Here is a 17,376-nt window from a genome sequence, read left to right on the forward strand (position 1 = left end):
CAGCCACAGTCAAGGCTATAAAGAGAGCCAGCGTCCATGCCATAGAGGGTCGAAGCTCCAGATTAGCCTTGCCCACCACATTGGATGCTTCCATAAATTGAGGAATATCCCAAGGCAGGAAGGGTTCACCTCTCAGCTGCAGCTTAAAATAGGTGATAGCCGCTGGAAGGTGGCCCGTAAGCCCCACTACAGCGGTGGCCAGGCTGTGCCAGCCGGTTAAGAGGGACACAGCACAATATAGAAAAAAGAAAAAAAGCCATGCTAAAAAATATCCCGATAGATGTCCCATAAATTCGATGAAAAATTTTTCGGTAAGTAAAGTATCCCGGTGTATCCATTCGGTGGTAATCAGGGCCGACAGGGGAATCAACAAGGATGAGATTATACGGACTATTATTTTATTTGACCCGTTACGCAGGTTCTGCACAAATTTACGAAAGCCAAACGGCGCTATTGCTATGTGTGACAAAACAGTATCCTCCGGTTTTACATGCTTTTTACATTCCTATATTGTAACGCTTATTGTGATTTTTGCAATAAGAAAATATAAAAATTTTGTCTTTTTTTACAATTTTGGAATTGTTTTCTGAATGTTTAAAAAGATTGCCAATAGAATTGATAAATGTGTAGCCACATCATGTAAAGTAGTAGACTTTGCTGATAGGTCTTCAATAGCTCCCATTTATTTATTAGATATAGCATGAATATGAAAGATCATGGGGATAGGAGGCTGCTCTTTTGGGTAATTTTGTGATGGGGATGGTATAATAGATCCAGATTTTTATGTTAAGCATCAGGAGGCTATAGATGAATCCCAAAATTTATAAATTTGGAGCTATCATTCAGAAAGTCCCCGACATAGACGGTGCATATGTCAAATTTCCGTATGATGTTAGAGCTGAATTTGGTAAAGGCCGCGTAAAAGTCCACGCAACGTTTGACAAAGAACCGTATGATGGAAGCCTTGTCAATATGGGCGTAAAGAATGCTGACGGGTCGGTGTGCCATATCATAGGTTTGCGTAAGGATATCCGCGCAAAAATAGCCAAACATCCCGGTGATACCGTATATGTTACGGTAAAGGAACGCGAGAAGTAATGTAGTGATGTCCAAAATGCGGACGTAAGTTCAGGAACCAGAATTAAAACCACCTCTGTGATGAACCGCTGAAAACAATTGATGCATATATTGCGGGAAAATCGGAGGACGTCCAACCGCTTTTGAACCTTTAGGCTGGATGCGATGAGATTGTTTTTCAGATTAATTTCTGAACGCTTCAAAATAGCGACGGGAAAACAAAAAATATCTGCTCAAAGTAACATAAACACCACAATGCGAATATTCTGTTAATATTTACATTGAAGGTGATTATATGGGCTACTATATTACAGTGGAGCCAAATGTCAGGGTATACGTTGAGGATTTGAACCCAACCGGTGACAAGACAGTTTTCTTGATTCACGGGTGGCCTGGAAATCACAACCTGTTTGAATATCAGCTGAGCCAACTGCCAAAGCTAGGCTATCGATGCGTTGCAATGGATTGCCGGGGATTCGGGCTCTCGGATAAACCCTGGGACGGTTATGGGTATGACCGGCTGGCTGACGATGTGCGCGTTGTTGTGGACGTACTGCAATTAAAGAATTTTATACTTTGCGGGCATTCGACAGGAGGCGCAATTTGCGTCCGATATATGGCGAGACACAACGGGTATGAAGTATCTAAGCTCGGGCTTTTCGCTGCCGCGGCTCCAAGCCTTATTCAACGCCCCAATTTTCCTTACGGCATACAGAAACAGGCCGTCTTGGACATCATACAGGGTACATATACCGACCGTCCAAAAATGTTACAAACTTTCGGGAATACGATTTTTTATCATCGAGTCAGTATCCCGCTTTCAAACTGGATATTCAAATTAGGATTGCAGGCGGCGAATTGGTCAACCGCGGCGGTTGCTAACACATGGATAAACGAAGTGCTGTTTGATGATTTGGCAAAAATTCATGTCCCTACACTCATTTTGCATGGAATCAATGATCAGGTATGCCTGTACCCTCTGGCCGTTGCACAACAAAAAGGCATATCAAACTCCAAGCTTATCGCGTTTAATCAGTGCGGCCATTTTCTTTTCTATGACCAGCTGGATAAATTTAATAAAGAATTAGTAGCATTCATACGCAATTAAGGTCTCCTTCCGTAGTGATCCGAGACTGCATATGCCTGCTTTTTCCTGAATTTTGCAAATTTTCCTTGCATTATATCGGCATTGTGTTAAACTTATTTTAATCAATCCATCACTACCGGGAGGCTATTTTTATGGCTTTCGATGCATATGATCAAGAAAAGAAGATGATTTTCGATTGATAAAAATCTGAAAAATGTCGACGATATTTTTAATCATTTGACCGATGCGTTAAATCAATCAAAGTATCTCAAAATACAGTAAGACTGTGCGACGGTGCCTCTGCAATATTAAGAAATGAAAAAGGGCATAAAAACAGCGAGCCTATGACAAGGCCTGCTTTGTATATAAAAAAATAAGATGAGGTGTATCGGCTATGAAATTTTGCTGGACTACAGTAACGGTAAACGACTTGAACCAATCTCTGAAATTCTATCAGGAAATTGTTGGCTTACCCTTGATGAACAGATTTTCGGCTGGCCCCGAATCGGAGATTGCTTTCTTAGGAGACGGAGAAACAAAATTAGAGCTTATTCAGCATACTATAAGTCAGCCGGTAAATATTGGGCAAGACATCTCCTTAGGCTTTGAAGTCCATTCGATGGATGAAAAAATCGCATTCATCAAAGAAAAAGGGCTGCATATTCACAGCGGCCCCTTCCAGCCAAATCCGCATGTAAGGTTCTTTTTTGTGCTCGATCCGAATGGGTTAAAGATTCAGTTTGTCGAAAACAGTTAATTTTATCCTTTTAGTGTCTAAAAAATCAAAACGGTCCGAATGGGCCATAGCCAATCTATCATATGATTAGAACGCCCTGCGGTAAAAACCGCAGGGCGTTTGCCTTTTCGACAGATTTTATGGTGATTTTCCCCCGTTAAAAAAGGATAAGCGTATTTCATTGAATGCTTCCAGCGTTAGCAGTTTTATAGGATATCTGCAAATAAAAATGTCTATTGATGAAATAAAAAGAAAGGATTACAATGATGATACAACATATTGTCGAATAAACAATCAATAAGGAAGCGAAAGAAAAAACAATGAAGCGTCTATGGCATTGGGTAAAAGATCACTCTTACAGCTATGCCTTGCTGTATTTGGTCTTTTACATAATGATGTTTTTTGCGTTGGAATCGGTGCTGAAACCAAAATATCTGGTTCATTGCAGTTTGGATGACCTCATACCGTTCTGCGAATGGTTTGCCCCATTTTATTTTATCTGGTTTTTGGCATTCCCCTTTGCTTTGCTCTTTTTCCTTTTTTACAGCAAAGAGGACTATCAGAACCTGTGTTTCGTCCTGATGAACGGAGCAACGCTTTGTTTCCTGTGTTATATCCTTTGGCCGACGGAACTGAATCTGCGGATTGATATTACACGGGGCAATCTGTTCTGCAAAATGATGAACCTTATATGGGCTCTGGACACGCCGACTAACGTGTGTCCATCCTTACATGTTTCCATTTCAACCTCCATTGCTTTGGTGGCTTTCAAATCCGAAAAATTGAAAAGTCGTCCTTGGGCCAGGAGGGGAACGATTGTGCTGATGCTTCTAATTTGTGCGTCGACGGTATTCGTGAAACAGCATTCCGTGATAGATGTATTTTTCGGCATGCTTGTGACAGCCTTGTTTGGATGGCTCGCGTACCATACTGAATGGAGGGCATTTCTTTTAAAAACGCCCTTCCGCTTTATTCTGTAAAGAAAGACCAATGGACCTTGCCATAGAGGTTTGTATTTCCTTACTCTTTCGCAGGATGATTCAGCCGCATTTCGTAAGCAAACTGCAGCTTGCGATAGTAATCCAGTTCCACCAGGTCTGTGGGCTTCACCTCACCATCACGGCGTTCAAAATAAGCGAGGCCTGCAATTTTCAGCATTTTGTACACAAACTGCGAGCAGAACATAATATTCGGTTTGTGGGAATACTTGAGAACCAGCCCCATCATGTTATACGCGCTGCCTTCCCGGTTAATTTCTTTTACTTTTTCCAGAACGGTCTGTTTTTGTTTCATGGTGCAGGCTAACCTGTAAACGATAATAGATGCATCCTCCTTCTTATTGAAATACTCCAGCATTTCTGAGTTTAACCCGGGTGGGTAAACCCGTTCTCCTCCATTATAGCTGATAATGGTTTTCAGGTCTTGGTCAAAAGACAGAGACGCGTGGTTATACTGTTTCTGTGTAAAGGTGGATATGATTTCGCTGGCTGGGCTTCCTGTATTAGAAATTACAATATAAAGATATGGGTCGTCCATGCTGGCCTCGGCTTCCCTAAAGTACGCATCGGTCAGTACCCCTTTGTTGATATAAGTGAAGGAGCTGTGCCGGTGCAAATCGCTTTTAATCTCATTTAAGTTTTCGGCAGAAAAAGCCTTTCTGGTCTTTTTAACCGCCTCTACCGCTTGAATGACCTTATCCGTGCTGGATTTGATCTGTGCAAAACTGACATTTGAAAGCTCCTCTACCGACGGCAGATAAAATTTGGCATACTTGTTGATCGTTACAAACCGCTCTACAAGGAAGGGGAATAATAACGCAATTGCGCCAAATAATCTGCTGAAGATGGTCTGTAACAGTGATTGATCTTCGCGGAATACCACCAGCACCGTAAAGATTATCTGCATCGTCGTAACAGCGGCGTAGACGATGATCAGATATCTTTTGATCCTCCAATCCGTCGGAACCACCAGAGATCGGATGATAAGCAGCAGGCCAATAAATATATAGGTGAGAATCATGGACACAAAATTCCCGCCTAAAAAAACATTCATAAATAAGAGTATCAATATCGCCTTTAAAATACCGGCATATCGCTGAAAATCTTTCATTCCCGTTACCTCAACTTGTATCTTTGATGATTACAGGATACCACAACTTTGAAATCGGCGCCACTTTTCCTTTGTGATTCCCAACAACAGGCCGGATTTTCTTTATTTTTCAGCCTGTCCGCTCGGAAATCCGGGTATTATATCTTTATCCGCTCGAACTGACATGTTTTATTTAATTTGAAATTGAATATTGACTTTAATAATATTATACTTTATACTGAATATTATTAAAGGAGGGCTTGCTGTGGCGATAGAAATTGTTCCGGAGTGGATGGTAAATCTTGATGATGAAGATTTGTCATTTATCAAGAAATTCCTTTTGGCATCCGGTTCACTGAAGGAGATTGCAAATCAGTACGGTGTAACATATCCAACCGTGAGGCTTAGGCTTGATCGGTTAATACAGAAAATACAGATCAGCGAGGATGCAAATAATGAACCATATATATCGGTAATAAAGCGACTCGCCGTAAATGAAAAGATAGATTTTGATACTGCGAAAATCCTGATTGCTGAATACAGAAAAGCCAAAAAGGAGAAACAATAGATGCGGAGAACTACTTTTGCACTCATTTTTGTACTATTGATCATGGCAGGAGGTATCTGGTTACAGATTTTTCTCTCAAAGAAAAATAGTAAATGGTTTGGACTGATATTGCCGGCCATCAGCTTTGCCTATTCTCTGCTTATGGTTTTAAGCCTTATCGCTTATAATGGGATGACTGGGTGGGATATTTTCATACGGGTTCTGTTTACATTATTGGTGTCGAATATCCCTACACTCATTCTTGTAGCAATCTACTTTGCTTGCCGTGAAAAAATCAAGCTTCGGAAAGAGCTTGATAAAATGAATGTTCAAGATTTGGATTGATCTTCCATAAATAAAGAGGTGAAAACTCATGAAATATACCCTATTGTTCAGGGGGATCAACGTCGGCGGGAAAAACGTCGTAAAAATGAATGATTTAAAGCAATTGCTTCTTGAGCTGGGGCTGAGCAAAGTGAAAACCTATATTCAAAGCGGTAATGCTGTATTTGAGACAACTCTCGGTGAACCTGTTTTACATGATATCATTAGGACCGGTTTTATTAACCGCTTTGGTTTTGAAAGTGACACACTGATACGGAATATAGATGAAATGCAGCTCCTAATTGAACAGTTTCCAATCACGACAGCAGAAATAGCGGCGGCGGAAGCCGCTGATCCGCAGGTTGAGCATCTCTACGTCTATTTTTTAAATAATCCTCCGCAACAGACACAGATCGATGCAATCTGCAAAGAGTATGTTGGGACAGACACGTTGCGGGCGGGAAAAAGAGAGATGTATCTTCTTTGTTACCAAAGTATACGTAAGTCAAAGCTGGCGGCCCGCACTTCAAAAACATTTGATTCGGCTACCGTACGTAACTGGAAAACAGTCAATAAACTGTATGATATGATGATTGCTCTGTAAGTTCAATATTAGGCTGCTCTAATATTTTGTAAAAGCCCCCACACTTCTTTTGAAATGTGAGGGCTTTTGTATACTTATCTACTAGAAACTTATTCTGCATAACAGCGGTATAATGCCTATCGAATGAATTAAGCGGCGGATATCTAGCGGGCTGCTCCGAACAAGAGCTATAAGGTCAGTGAGCAAAATTTATTTGTCCTCTGACTTTCTTGTTGTTGCCGGGTAAAGTGCTGTCCTCATTCTTCATATAAGTCGCCGCTATTTTCCTTGTTCAGAGTACCGGCTAATTCAATCATTAAAAACTTTGTAAGTTCTTTCACGGCGGGACGGTGCTTTACTTCTTTGGGAACAATTATAAACTCGCCAGCATTCACTTTTATTTTCTTTTTTTCCGTTTCCAGATGAAAACTGCCCTCTATCACATAGAACAGCTCATCAGAATCCTCGTGGATGTGAAAATCCAAAGTACGGTTTTCCACCTGCACAACGCTCAAAACATGAGAATTTAGAAGTCCCACTTTTTTGTAAACATACAGGCTTTCAATCTCATTGACCTCTTCCAGCAGGTTAACAGCTCTCATTCCAATGCCTCCATATCATTTTGACTTTTTCGTGTCTCTATGATAGCATACAATTATGAATCTTAAAAATAGATGATTTATATAGAATCAATCTCGTTAAGAGATTTTCCTGGAAAGAAGGAATCACCTATGGAACTGAAACACCTGCAAACCTTTTTGACTCTGAGCGAAATCAAAAATTTTACAAAAACGGCGGAATATCTTCACTATGCGCAATCAAATGTTTCGACGCAAATCCAGCAATTAGAAGAAGAGTTGGGCGTACGTCTGTTTGAACGTATTGGCAAAAGCATCACACTGACTGCGGAAGGCAATGATCTGGCATTTTATGCCCGTCAAATTCTATCCCTTTCAAAAGAACTAAAAAGCAACTTTGCCAGCAAAGCGGGGGGCCGCATTACGATTGGAGCTTCAGAATCCGTTTGTATCTACAGGCTGCCCGCTATCATTAAGGCATATCGGGCGGAGCATCCCAATGTGGAATTGTATCTGAACATGATCGATACCTCTGATTTTGTTCCATTGCTTACAGATAACACAATCGACATCGCGTTTACGCTGGATGCCCCGATCAGCAATCCAGCCATTCACACCGCTTTACAAATCGAAGAATCGATTTGTGTATTTTCAGTACCCGAACATCCGCTTGCACAAAAATTTAAAGTTGATGTACATGATTTCTCAGGGGTTTCCTTGATTCTGACTGGAAAAGGGTGCTGCTATCGAAAAATGTTTGAACGTGATCTGTCAAAAGCGTCTGTAACGCCTAAAATTGTGCTGGAAACAAGCAGTTTACAGGTGATTAATCAAGCGGCGCGGAGTGGCTTAGGGGTCTGCGTTCTTCCTTTGCTTGCAGTTAAAAAAGAGCTGCAGAACAATGAATTGGTAAAACTCAACTATACAACCAACTATCAAGTCTTTTCACAGCTGATTTATCACAAAAACAAGTGGCTTTCACCGAACCTAAAAGATTTTATTGACACAGTCCAAAATATCGTATCCAAGGAAGGTGGTTTGAGCAAAAACATCTGATAAAAGCAAAGGCAAAGTGCTGGCAGAGTGTTTGCTCAGTTATCTCATCAAATGCTTGCTGTCTTTAAATTTTTGTTATGATGACAATAGCGTTATTTCATAATATAATAATGAATATGAAATCTGAACGCAACTACATATAGAATTGATGAGGATATTATGAACGAAAAAGAAATCGCAGAAATTCGCCGCCGCTTCCGTCCCGATAAAAGCAATATCGCTCGAATTCGAGGCTGCTACGTTAACGATAAGGGGGAAATTATTTCCAAGTTCAATCAGTTGCTCGGTTTGATGTCTCATGAAGAATCCGAAGAACTTTTGGCGATTCTAAAGAAAACACTGTCCGGAACTATTGGAAAGAACCTTATCGATATCGAATTTACAACTCAGCAAGTTCTTGAAGGCGAGGAACATAAGTTACTAATGGCGCTCAGAAATTCATCTCTGGATGATGAAATTGCTGTACAGGAATTCTATGGACGCGTCATTCAGGCACTCAACATGAAAGAGAACTATCTTATTCTTCTGGCTTATGACAAATATGATATCCCTTGCTATACCGAAGATGGAGAGAAGCAGGAAGATTCGTCAGAAGTATTTTCGTACTTTCTGTGCGGCATTTGTCCCGTAAAATCAACAAAGCCCGCGCTTAGCTACTACGCTTCCGAAAATATATTCCGCAATATAACGGCAGATTGGATTGTATCGTCACCTGAACTTGGGTTTATGTTTCCGGCTTTTGATGACCGAAGTTCTAATATTTATAACGCTGTCTACTATTCCCGCAATATTGCGGAGAGCCACGAGGAATTTGTTAATACTATTTTCAAAACTGAAATTCCTATGCCGGCTGCTGCACAGAAAGAAACATTTCAATCTGTTTTAGGAGATACCATCGCTGATGATTGCAGTTTTCAAGTTGTGCAGGCGGTTCATGAGCAGTTATCTGAAATGATTGCAGAACATAAAACAAATAAGGTGAAAGAGCCGCTGATGATTTCCAAGAATACAGTAAAAGATGTTTTAGAGTCCTGCGGTGTTCCTGAATCCCGTATGGCTGCATTTGAAGAAAAATATGAAGCCGAGTTTGGCACCAATACAGAGATTAATCCACGAAATATTATTGATACCAAGCAATTTGAAGTTCGCACCCCCGATGTGACAATCCGTGTGAATCCGGGACGTAGTGACTTGGTTGAAACACGAATGATTAATGGCAAGAAATACATTTTAATCCGTGCAGACGAGGGCGTAGAGGTAAACGGTGTAAATATTAATATTTCGCGGTAAACGTCTCTTGAGAGGCTTGCAGATGTATTTATATAATGGTCAGTCTTGAGGGCGCAAAAGAATAGGAGTCGCACGGGTAAATGCTATGAATGGTTAGAAATTCTCGCAGAGAGCTAAACTGGTCGGGGAAAATCATCACTTTAGACAAAAAATTTTCCGGTATAACTATGAAACAGCATTTTGTTTTGGACATTGATAGAATCATAAGGTGATTGAGATACAAAAAAATTGTTTCTGTTGACCAAGCATTGTCAAATACGATTGAGTGAGAGTTAAGTAAGTTATAAGCGATTATGCATTATTGATACAATAGGAGGTTCATAATATGAATATTGGTTCAATAATTTGTGCTATCATGGCATCTTTATATATCACTATAATTGCATTTACTATCTGGATAGTATTATTTTTTAGAGAAGTTCATTTAGACATTGAAAAGGCATTTAATAAGTATAAATTATGAGCAAACTCTGCAAAAAGTTTGAGTTGCACATTGTGGCGTCCAAATGAACTTTGTTTAATGCTTGCAATATTTTGCCATTGACCACACTGGCCGGTTATGCTATACTGCAGATACCGACCAGTGTGGTCAATTTATAAAAGGGCGTGGTAGCAATGCACGAAAACTTCATCGGTCTAAAGGAAGAAAAGCGGGACATTATCATCAATGCGGCCCTGATGGAGTTTGCCACAAAGGGCTACGATCTGGCCTCCACCAATGAGATGGTAAAGGCGGCGGGCATCTCAAAAGGGGCGCTGTTCCACTACTTTGCCAGTAAAAAAGAATTGTTCCTGTTCCTCTGTGACTATGTGTTCGGAGTGGTCAGCCGGGAATTCTACGAGCAAATCGGTCACTGCGGTGGCGACCTGCTTACCCGTTACCGCCGGGCGGCCATGCTCAAGGGGGCGGTTTATCAGCGCTACCCCCCTATCTTCGAGTTTATTAAACGGCTGACCGTGGAAAAGTCACCCGAGATCGCCGCCGAGCTGAAAGGGCAGCTTGAGAAGATGATGGGCTATGGCTACGAGTGCCTGCTGGGCAACTTGGACATTTCTTTGTTCCGACAGGATGTGCCGGCCGACAAAATCCGGGACCTGATTATCTGGGCGCTGGAGAACTACGGTAACCGTTCGTTGGAACTGATTGGGGATCAAAAAGTGGAAGACATCGACGTGGAAGCCCTTAACGCCGACTTTGATAAGTATCTGGATGTACTGCGCAAATGCTTTTACAAACAGTGAAAGAAGGGAAAAGATATGTCTGCTATTAAAATTCATGGTTTAACCAAGCGGTTCGGCAAAACGTTCGCCCTGAACGGCGTTGATCTTTCTGTGCCGCAGGGCAGTATTTACGGTTTTATCGGTCCCAACGGCGCGGGAAAATCCACTACTATCCGTATTTTGCTTGGTTTGCTGAAAAAGAACGACGGGCAGGTGAAGCTGCTTGGCAGCGACCCCTGGCGGGATGCGGTGGAACTGCACAAGCGCTTGGCCTATGTACCCAGCGACGTACAGCTCTGGGATAACATGACCGGCGGCGAGGTCATCGATTTTCTTGGTCGGCTGCGGGGGAGCTATTCCAAGGAGCGCCGGGCGCAGTTCATCGAGCGCTTCGATCTCGACCCCGCCAAAAAATGTAAAACCTACTCTAAAGGCAACCGCCAGAAAGTGGCGCTGATCTCGGCTTTTGTGTCCGATGTGGAGCTGCTTGTCCTCGACGAACCTACAACCGGCCTCGATCCGCTGATGGAGGGTGTGTTCCAGCGGTGCGTCAAGGAGGCGAAGGACGCAGGAAAGACCGTGTTTCTCTCCAGCCACATTCTTTCGGAGGTGGAAGCCGTCTGCGACCAAATCGGCGTCATCCGTGCGGGGAAAATGATCGAAGAGGGCAGCATGGAGGAACTGAAAGCACTCATCCATCAACAGGAACCGCCCACATTGGAGGCGCTGTTCTTGAACTACTACAAAAGGGATGCCGAAAGGGGGGCCTGACATGAAGAGATATTTCCATGGCACACTTTCCCTCATGAGACTGTACCTGCGGCAAAACCGCATCTTCACACTTGTCTGGCTGCTGCTGCCCGGGGTATGGGTGGCTATCAACACGGTGTCTTCGCTGGTGCTGTTCCCCACGCAGGAGGCGCTGGAGGAGATGGGTGTCAGCCTCATCGATCCGCTTACCGAGGCGATGCACGGCCCGCTGCTGGATATTTCGATCGCCGGATTTGTCACCTGGCGTACTAAGGTGTTTTTGGTGCTGCTCGGCGGAATTTTCAGCATCGTCTATATGATTCGCCATACCCGACAGGCAGAGGAACAGGGCAAGAGGGAACTGTTGAGTGCCAACGTCATCGGCAGCCTTGCGACCCTGGCAGCGGCACTTGTGAATATGGTTTTAATCAACGCCTTTGCAGCGGTATTGGCGGTATTTGCAATGATTGCGCTTGGCCTTGGATTTGTAGGCACATTGGCTCATTGCCTGGGCTTCTTCGGTGCCTCCTGCGTGTTGGGGATTCTGGCGGGGGTGGTCGCGCAGTTCTTTGTGAGCGCCACGGCGGCGCGTGGGATGTCCTTTGGGCTGTTGGGGCTGTTGTTCGGCCTGCACATTTTATGGAATGTGAGCGGCGGGCAAAATCTCCTTGCTTTCCTTAACCCATTAGAGTGGCCGCTGCTTATCCACCCATTTGCCGGTGAGCAGTTCCGTCTGCTGCTGATTCCGCTGGCGTTGGGTGCGACGTTGGTGGCGCTGTCCCTGTGGCTGATGGCGCGGCGGGATGTGGGCGCGGGTCTTGTACCGCAGCGGACGGGACGGGCTTTTGCGAAGCCGGGTCTGCGGGATCTTTCCGCCCTTGCCTGGCGCACCCAAAGGGGGCTGTTTCTCGCCTGGTCTTGCTTCTACGCAATCTTTTCCTTCGCGCTGGGTTGTGCCAGCTATCTGATGGTGAGTGCGGTTAGCTCGGCGGAGGCGTTGACTGGACTGATCGAGCGGCTGGGCGGCGTGGATCGGGCGTTTTTATCGCTGATGCTGTATATTTTTGGAATACTGATCTCCGTCTATGTGATGATGTCGGCGGGCATTCTGCGCCGGGAGGAAGCGGCCAAAGGCGAGACACTATTATCCATGCCTGTGCGACGGGAGAAGCTGGTCTTGAGCCATATGGTCTATATCTTCGGCGGATCGGCGGCCATTATGCTGATGTCCGGCCTCTGTGTGGGCCTGGGCGCGGTAATAGGCACGGAGGACAAGAGCGCGCTTGTTCGACTCTTCTTGGAAATGGCGGGGATGGTCCCGGCAATCTGGGCCATTGGTGGCGTTGCGTTGCTGCTCTTCGGCGCGCTGCCAAAGTGGATGACCGGGATCAGCTACGGTCTGCTCACCCTGTTCGTCTTGATGGAAATTTTCTGGGAGCAACAGCAGATTCCCGAAGTGCTTTACGCCCTTTCGCCTTTCTCCTGGATAACGCCGCTGAAAGCCATCCGGCCGACAGCCGCGCCGTTGGTGCTGTGTGTTGCAACAATCATACTGACGGGAACGGGAATTGCCCTATTCCGCCGAAGAGACGCGGCACTGTGATATCAAAAACAGGATCACTAATGATCATTATCATTGATTAAACTGAGCCATATGTAATTTTAATGCGTAGCGGGCGGTTACTATGTTTAAAAGCTAAATAACTGAAAACGGGCGGCTCATGTGTGAGCCGCCGTTTTCTATATATATGGAGGGTATATTAACTACACCTATCTTACGGAACATGGCGGCATGAGGGGGGCTGCCGTGTTTAGTTTTAGCCAGCTCATGTAAGGAAGCGGCCCGTAAGTTGGGCTACGAACTCCACTTTCTAATCCGCCGGACCCTTGTGGACGCCTCAGCAGCCGGACAGATGATTAGCCGAATCGCTCAACGATTTTGAAAAAGTCGCGGGCATATTGGCCAATAAGTTTACCGTGTGCCATTATGGCCTTCACTTCCGGTTTGGCAAATGCGGAAGAACTAGGCATGAGTGCTATTGATATACTCGACGAAATGGAAATCTCCGAGACACGTCTGCGGGATTCGCTTTGTGGCAGCCATCTAAATTATCTCCGCCGTGATTAATGCGTTTATACAGAACCTACCGAAATTCGTCGAAACGGATGTATAAAGTACAGGGGATGACTCGTTAGACCAATTACTCCTCTCATTGTAACTTAGACATGAGATGGAATAAATCACGGTTGGCTACCGTGCTCCATTCGCAAATATATAGTGGCAGTGGATGGCTATCAACTTAATGACGCTTCCAACAGCTAATGCAAAGGTATCCTTGCTACCAAAAGCGAAATCTGTTTCTGGTGTCGCTGGCGTGCAACATCTATGAGTGTTTCAGATTATAGCTTCCTTCCTTAATTGGGTTTCGTTCAAGTTTCCTTGCATACGCATTGGTAGTCTAACACTCTATACTGTACAGCTTGGCGGTATCATGAATTCGAGTCACTTCACCGATGGCGGTTTCTAAGCATTTGAAGTAAAAAATTCACACTACTGTTCTCAGTTATTCTGATATTACCTATTTTAAAAGTGAAACGCTCGTTTTCTTTTCGTAGAAAACAGACTGGCATAACTGTACTATTTTTTCTTTTCTGTTTTCTGGCAATGTTACCGGACCCGGCTTTTCTGAATCGCATTTTTAGAAAAAGCAATATTGTCCCGAAGCCTTTGGGGCATCTGGTTAATGACTGCTGATTGAAGCAACCCAATGATCGCGGTTTCGCACATGCGCGCGACGTGCAGGTAACGGAGGTCATCTTCAATACTCAAGCTGTAGCACAGCGGTATCGCAACACTTTTGGCGAGGATTGAATTTCGGTTGGCGGTAATACCGATAGTGTACGCCTTGCGCATCTTGGCTGCATGTATCGCATCAATAACGGTTCCCGCATTTCCGCTGAAAGTGATACCTACGGCAATGTCGCGCGGTTTGAGCTGGGTCACAGCCAGCAGGGCCAGACGTATGTCGGTAAAAAAATTGCAGGGGATTCCGATCTGTAAAAAAAGTTGATATGCAAAGTTTGCAGTTGCGCCCGGGCCGCCGTCAGCGTAAATGTGTACCATGTTTGCCTGGCAGATCGCCTGCGCCGCCCTTTTGACGCATTGATCATCCAATAGTCGTAACGAATCCGTGATTGCCTTTACATCAGTTTGGAGCAATTTTTTTTTGATTTCCGATACGTCGTCGGATGGCTCTACATCAGGGCTCTTGGTAAATGGAGTGGAAAGGTTGCGTTCTATACAAAATTTCAGATCACTGAAACCTTTATAGTGGATCGCCTGACAGAACCGAGTAATTGAAGGGGGCGTGGTACCGATTTTTTCAGCTAGAGTTGTAATCGTACTGCTGATAATTTCCTCGGGATGATCACTGAAATAGTTCGCAATGCGTTTCTGCGCTCGTGTAAAGATAGCGGATTGGGTTCGTATTCTGGAAAGATAGCTGTCGTTCTTATCCCATAAGGCAGGACTTCTATCGTCGCTCGACATAGTGCACCCCTTCTCTGTACAGAATTACAAATCATTTACATTATTATAATTTTTTACTATTCAATAAGCAAGCTTTCCTTAAGATTGGGGATTTTTTCAATTTCGTGAACAGGTTTTCAAAAGAAATAGATAGTTTTGCAATTGTTTTCACGATGTTTCTGTGTATATTTACAGTGCCTATACAGCGGGGTATAATGATCTCGTCATTCACCCAATCAAATAACATCATGGTCAAGATTTAGGGAGGTCTTTCAATTGAAAAGCTATCATATCGCAGCGCTGCCTGGAGACGGTGTCGGCAGCGAGGTGACCCGCGAGGCGTTTAAAGTCCTGCGAGCGGCGGCTGAAGTTACAGATGGATTCTCGTTGGACATCCAGACGTACGACGCGGGTGTCGGCCAATATCTGAAGTGCAAAAAGGCGATTTCAGAGAAGGTTTACGAAGAATGTAAGGCAGCGGATGCCATTTTCATGGGTGCGATTGGACAGACCGAACCGGGTCCGCTAGTTTTGGATGAAAATGGTACTGAGGTTTCAGGGCATGTCATGTTTAAACTTCGATTCGGCTTGGACCTGTTCGCAGGTGTACGGCCAATCAAGCTCTATCCAGGGGTGCCTTCGGCGCTTGCCCCGCATGACGCGATCGACTTCATCGTCCTGCGCGAAAGCTGCGAAGGGTTGTTTGCCAGTTACGGCGGCGGGATCTATTGCCGTGACTGTGTCGCTACTGATACCCAGGTAATCACCAGGCAGGGAAGTGAAAAGATCTCCAATTTTGCTTTTGAGCTGGCAAAGGGCCGAAACGGAAGGGTTTCCGACGGCAAAAAGATAGTCACCTGCGCAGAAAAGGGCAATGTCTTCCGTTCCTTCGCGTTCCTGCGCAAGATTTTCCGTGAGGTGGCGCAAAATTATGCCGGCGAAGTGGACTCCGAGGCCATGATGATTGACGCGCTTGCCCTGCTGTTGGTACAGCATCCGGAAAATTTCGACGTAATTATGTTTGAGAATATGCACGGCGATATTATGTCGGATATGGCCGCTGCGTTCGTCGGCGGAATGGGGATGGCTCCATCTGGAGATATCGGTCTGGAACACGCGATGTTTCAGCCTGCTCATGGTACTGCACCGACACTTGCCGGGAAAAACATAGTCAATCCGACAGCGGCCATCCTCTCCGGAAAGATGATGCTTGAATGGCTGGGCAAACGATACGGCGACGAAAATCTGATACGGGCGGCCGGACTTTTGGAACAGGCGGTCACCAACACCTTCGCGGACGGGATATTCACTCAGGATTTGAAAGGCAACGTTTCTACCAGTCAGTTTGGAGATGAGGTGGTTGCACGGCTGCATAAGCTCGCGTAACTCTATTGCGTAACACAAACGAAAAAGATAAGATATAAAACAGTAGATGAAAGGGGTATTTCATTATGAAAAAAAAGTGTATGATTTCGTTTCTGCTGGCTTCTACGCTCATTCTGTCACTGACCGCCTGCCAAAGCGGACAACTCAATGCCTCCGCTCCATCATCCAGTGCCCCGGCGGAGACATCCGCCACTCCGCCGGCCGATAGCTCTGTCAAACCTGGAGTAATCGTAATCAAAGCCGCAGTAACCGCCAATGAGGAGGGAGCGCACACCAAGGGCCTCATGAAAATGAAAGAGGCCATCGAAAAATATACAGACGGGGCTGTCGATTTTCAGGTTTACACCAACTCACAGCTCGGTTCTGAACGCGAAATCGTCGAGGGGGTAGGACTGGGCACCATCGAAGTGGGAGTTGTTTCTACCGGCCCTCTGCCAAACTTCGTACCAGACTTTATGGTCCTCGACCTGCCCTATCTGATTCGCGACAAGGCAAAAGCTTTCCCGCTGCTGGATGGTGAGGTCGGACGCTCTATGCTCGATCAGCTTGAAAATATCGGTATTCGGGGAGTCAATTTCTGGGACAATGGCTTCCGCTATATCACCAGCGTCAAACCCATCATCAACCCGGAGGATATGAAGGGAATGAAAATTCGCACCATGGAAAATGAGGTGCATATGGAAACCTTCAAAGAGCTCGGTGCAACGCCTACCCCAATGTCGATCAGTGAATTCCTGACTGCGGTGCAGCAGGGCACAGTGGACGGACACGAAAATGTCATGGTGTCCATCAGCATGAACAAAGTCTATGAGGTAAATCCCAGCATTTCGCTGACCGAACATTTTTATTCCGCTGCTCCATTCCTGGTAAACAAGGCTTTCTACGAGGGGCTGCCAACAGATATCCGCGAAGCTTTCGACAAGGCGGAAAAGGAAGCGATGGAATGGGAACGAAACTACTGCGCCGATCTGGACGAATCGCTGATGGAAGACATGAAAAGTAAAGGCGCTCAGTTTTACGAGGTGGACAAGGACAAGTGGGCGGCCGCTACAGCCGGTGTGTACGATGTTTATAAAGACAAGATCAATCCGGAACTGATCGAAAAATTCCGGGCAGCTGCATAA

18 protein-coding genes are annotated in these 17,376 nt (G+C 44.9%); 15 read left to right on the forward strand and 3 right to left on the reverse strand.

Annotated features, from left to right (window positions below):
- Nucleotides 1–807: 807 nt before the first annotated feature.
- The 4 genes from C1A10_RS04795 to C1A10_RS04810 all read left to right on the forward strand — a co-directional run bounded on the left by C1A10_RS04795 (nt 808) and on the right by C1A10_RS04810 (nt 3,880).
- Nucleotides 808–1,098: a DUF1905 domain-containing protein gene (locus tag C1A10_RS04795; RefSeq protein ID WP_101909168.1), complete on the forward strand. Its 291-nt coding sequence runs from the start codon at nt 808–810 to the stop codon at nt 1,096–1,098.
- 274 nt (nt 1,099–1,372) lie between these two features.
- Nucleotides 1,373–2,185: an alpha/beta fold hydrolase gene (locus C1A10_RS04800; RefSeq protein WP_101909169.1), complete on the forward strand. Its 813-nt coding sequence runs from the start codon at nt 1,373–1,375 to the stop codon at nt 2,183–2,185.
- 373 nt (nt 2,186–2,558) lie between these two features.
- Nucleotides 2,559–2,921, forward strand: a complete 363-nt coding sequence (locus C1A10_RS04805) for a VOC family protein (protein ID WP_101909170.1) — start codon at nt 2,559–2,561, stop codon at nt 2,919–2,921.
- Between the two features lie 299 nt (nt 2,922–3,220).
- Nucleotides 3,221–3,880, forward strand: a complete 660-nt coding sequence (locus C1A10_RS04810; RefSeq protein ID WP_101909171.1) for a phosphatase PAP2 family protein — start codon at nt 3,221–3,223, stop codon at nt 3,878–3,880.
- A gap of 40 nt (nt 3,881–3,920) precedes the next feature.
- On the opposite strand, the gene C1A10_RS04815 is transcribed toward C1A10_RS04810, so the two are convergent.
- Nucleotides 3,921–5,009 carry a hypothetical protein gene (locus C1A10_RS04815; protein ID WP_101909172.1) on the reverse strand — a complete coding sequence of 363 codons (1,089 nt, stop codon included), beginning with the start codon at nt 5,007–5,009 and terminating at the stop codon, nt 3,921–3,923.
- Nucleotides 5,010–5,253: 244 nt separating this feature from the next.
- Here C1A10_RS04815 and C1A10_RS04820 point away from each other — a divergent pair, with 244 nt between their 5' ends.
- The 3 genes from C1A10_RS04820 to C1A10_RS04830 are packed head-to-tail and all read left to right on the forward strand — an operon-like array spanning nt 5,254 to nt 6,463.
- Entirely contained in the window at nt 5,254–5,556 is a 303-nt protein-coding gene (locus C1A10_RS04820) for a DUF2089 family protein (RefSeq protein ID WP_101909173.1), read from the forward strand.
- A complete protein-coding gene (locus C1A10_RS04825; protein ID WP_101909174.1) occupies nt 5,557–5,880 on the forward strand; it encodes a hypothetical protein in 324 nt (107 codons plus the stop codon).
- A gap of 28 nt (nt 5,881–5,908) precedes the next feature.
- Nucleotides 5,909–6,463 (forward strand): DUF1697 domain-containing protein, encoded by a 555-nt coding sequence (locus tag C1A10_RS04830; RefSeq protein WP_101909175.1) that lies wholly within the window; start codon nt 5,909–5,911, stop codon nt 6,461–6,463.
- Nucleotides 6,464–6,699: 236 nt separating this feature from the next.
- On the opposite strand, the gene C1A10_RS04835 is transcribed toward C1A10_RS04830, so the two are convergent.
- Complete coding sequence (locus C1A10_RS04835; RefSeq protein ID WP_101909176.1) at nt 6,700–7,044, reverse strand: cupin domain-containing protein; 345 nt, start codon at nt 7,042–7,044, stop codon at nt 6,700–6,702.
- 129 nt (nt 7,045–7,173) lie between these two features.
- Between C1A10_RS04835 and C1A10_RS04840 the strand changes: the two genes are divergently transcribed.
- The 6 genes from C1A10_RS04840 to C1A10_RS04860 all read left to right on the forward strand — a co-directional run bounded on the left by C1A10_RS04840 (nt 7,174) and on the right by C1A10_RS04860 (nt 12,940).
- Complete coding sequence (locus tag C1A10_RS04840; protein WP_101909177.1) at nt 7,174–8,076, forward strand: LysR family transcriptional regulator; 903 nt, start codon at nt 7,174–7,176, stop codon at nt 8,074–8,076.
- Nucleotides 8,077–8,235: 159 nt separating this feature from the next.
- Nucleotides 8,236–9,366, forward strand: coding sequence for a DUF4317 domain-containing protein (locus tag C1A10_RS04845; RefSeq protein ID WP_101909178.1), 1,131 nt, complete (start codon nt 8,236–8,238; stop codon nt 9,364–9,366).
- 325 nt (nt 9,367–9,691) lie between these two features.
- Nucleotides 9,692–9,829 (forward strand): hypothetical protein, encoded by a 138-nt coding sequence (locus C1A10_RS18410; RefSeq protein ID WP_180950994.1) that lies wholly within the window; start codon nt 9,692–9,694, stop codon nt 9,827–9,829.
- A 152-nt stretch (nt 9,830–9,981) separates the two neighbouring features.
- Complete coding sequence (locus C1A10_RS04850) at nt 9,982–10,608, forward strand: TetR/AcrR family transcriptional regulator (protein WP_101909179.1); 627 nt, start codon at nt 9,982–9,984, stop codon at nt 10,606–10,608.
- Between the two features lie 15 nt (nt 10,609–10,623).
- Nucleotides 10,624–11,358, forward strand: a complete 735-nt coding sequence (locus tag C1A10_RS04855) for an ABC transporter ATP-binding protein (RefSeq protein ID WP_101909180.1) — start codon at nt 10,624–10,626, stop codon at nt 11,356–11,358.
- A gap of 1 nt (nt 11,359) precedes the next feature.
- Nucleotides 11,360–12,940, forward strand: a complete 1,581-nt coding sequence (locus tag C1A10_RS04860; protein ID WP_101909181.1) for an ABC transporter permease — start codon at nt 11,360–11,362, stop codon at nt 12,938–12,940.
- Between the two features lie 1,065 nt (nt 12,941–14,005).
- Here C1A10_RS04860 and C1A10_RS04865 read toward each other — a convergent pair.
- Nucleotides 14,006–14,887 (reverse strand): MurR/RpiR family transcriptional regulator, encoded by an 882-nt coding sequence (locus C1A10_RS04865; RefSeq protein WP_101909182.1) that lies wholly within the window; start codon nt 14,885–14,887, stop codon nt 14,006–14,008.
- A 255-nt stretch (nt 14,888–15,142) separates the two neighbouring features.
- On the opposite strand from C1A10_RS04865, the gene C1A10_RS04870 reads away from it, so the two are divergent.
- Nucleotides 15,143–16,252 carry an isocitrate/isopropylmalate dehydrogenase family protein gene (locus C1A10_RS04870; RefSeq protein ID WP_101909183.1) on the forward strand — a complete coding sequence of 370 codons (1,110 nt, stop codon included), beginning with the start codon at nt 15,143–15,145 and terminating at the stop codon, nt 16,250–16,252.
- Nucleotides 16,253–16,317: 65 nt separating this feature from the next.
- Nucleotides 16,318–17,376, forward strand: a complete 1,059-nt coding sequence (dctP, locus tag C1A10_RS04875; RefSeq protein ID WP_101909184.1) for a TRAP transporter substrate-binding protein DctP — start codon at nt 16,318–16,320, stop codon at nt 17,374–17,376.

The organism is Marasmitruncus massiliensis (assembly GCF_900186535.1).
GTDB classification, from domain to species: domain Bacteria; phylum Bacillota; class Clostridia; order Oscillospirales; family Ruminococcaceae; genus Anaerotruncus; species Anaerotruncus massiliensis_A.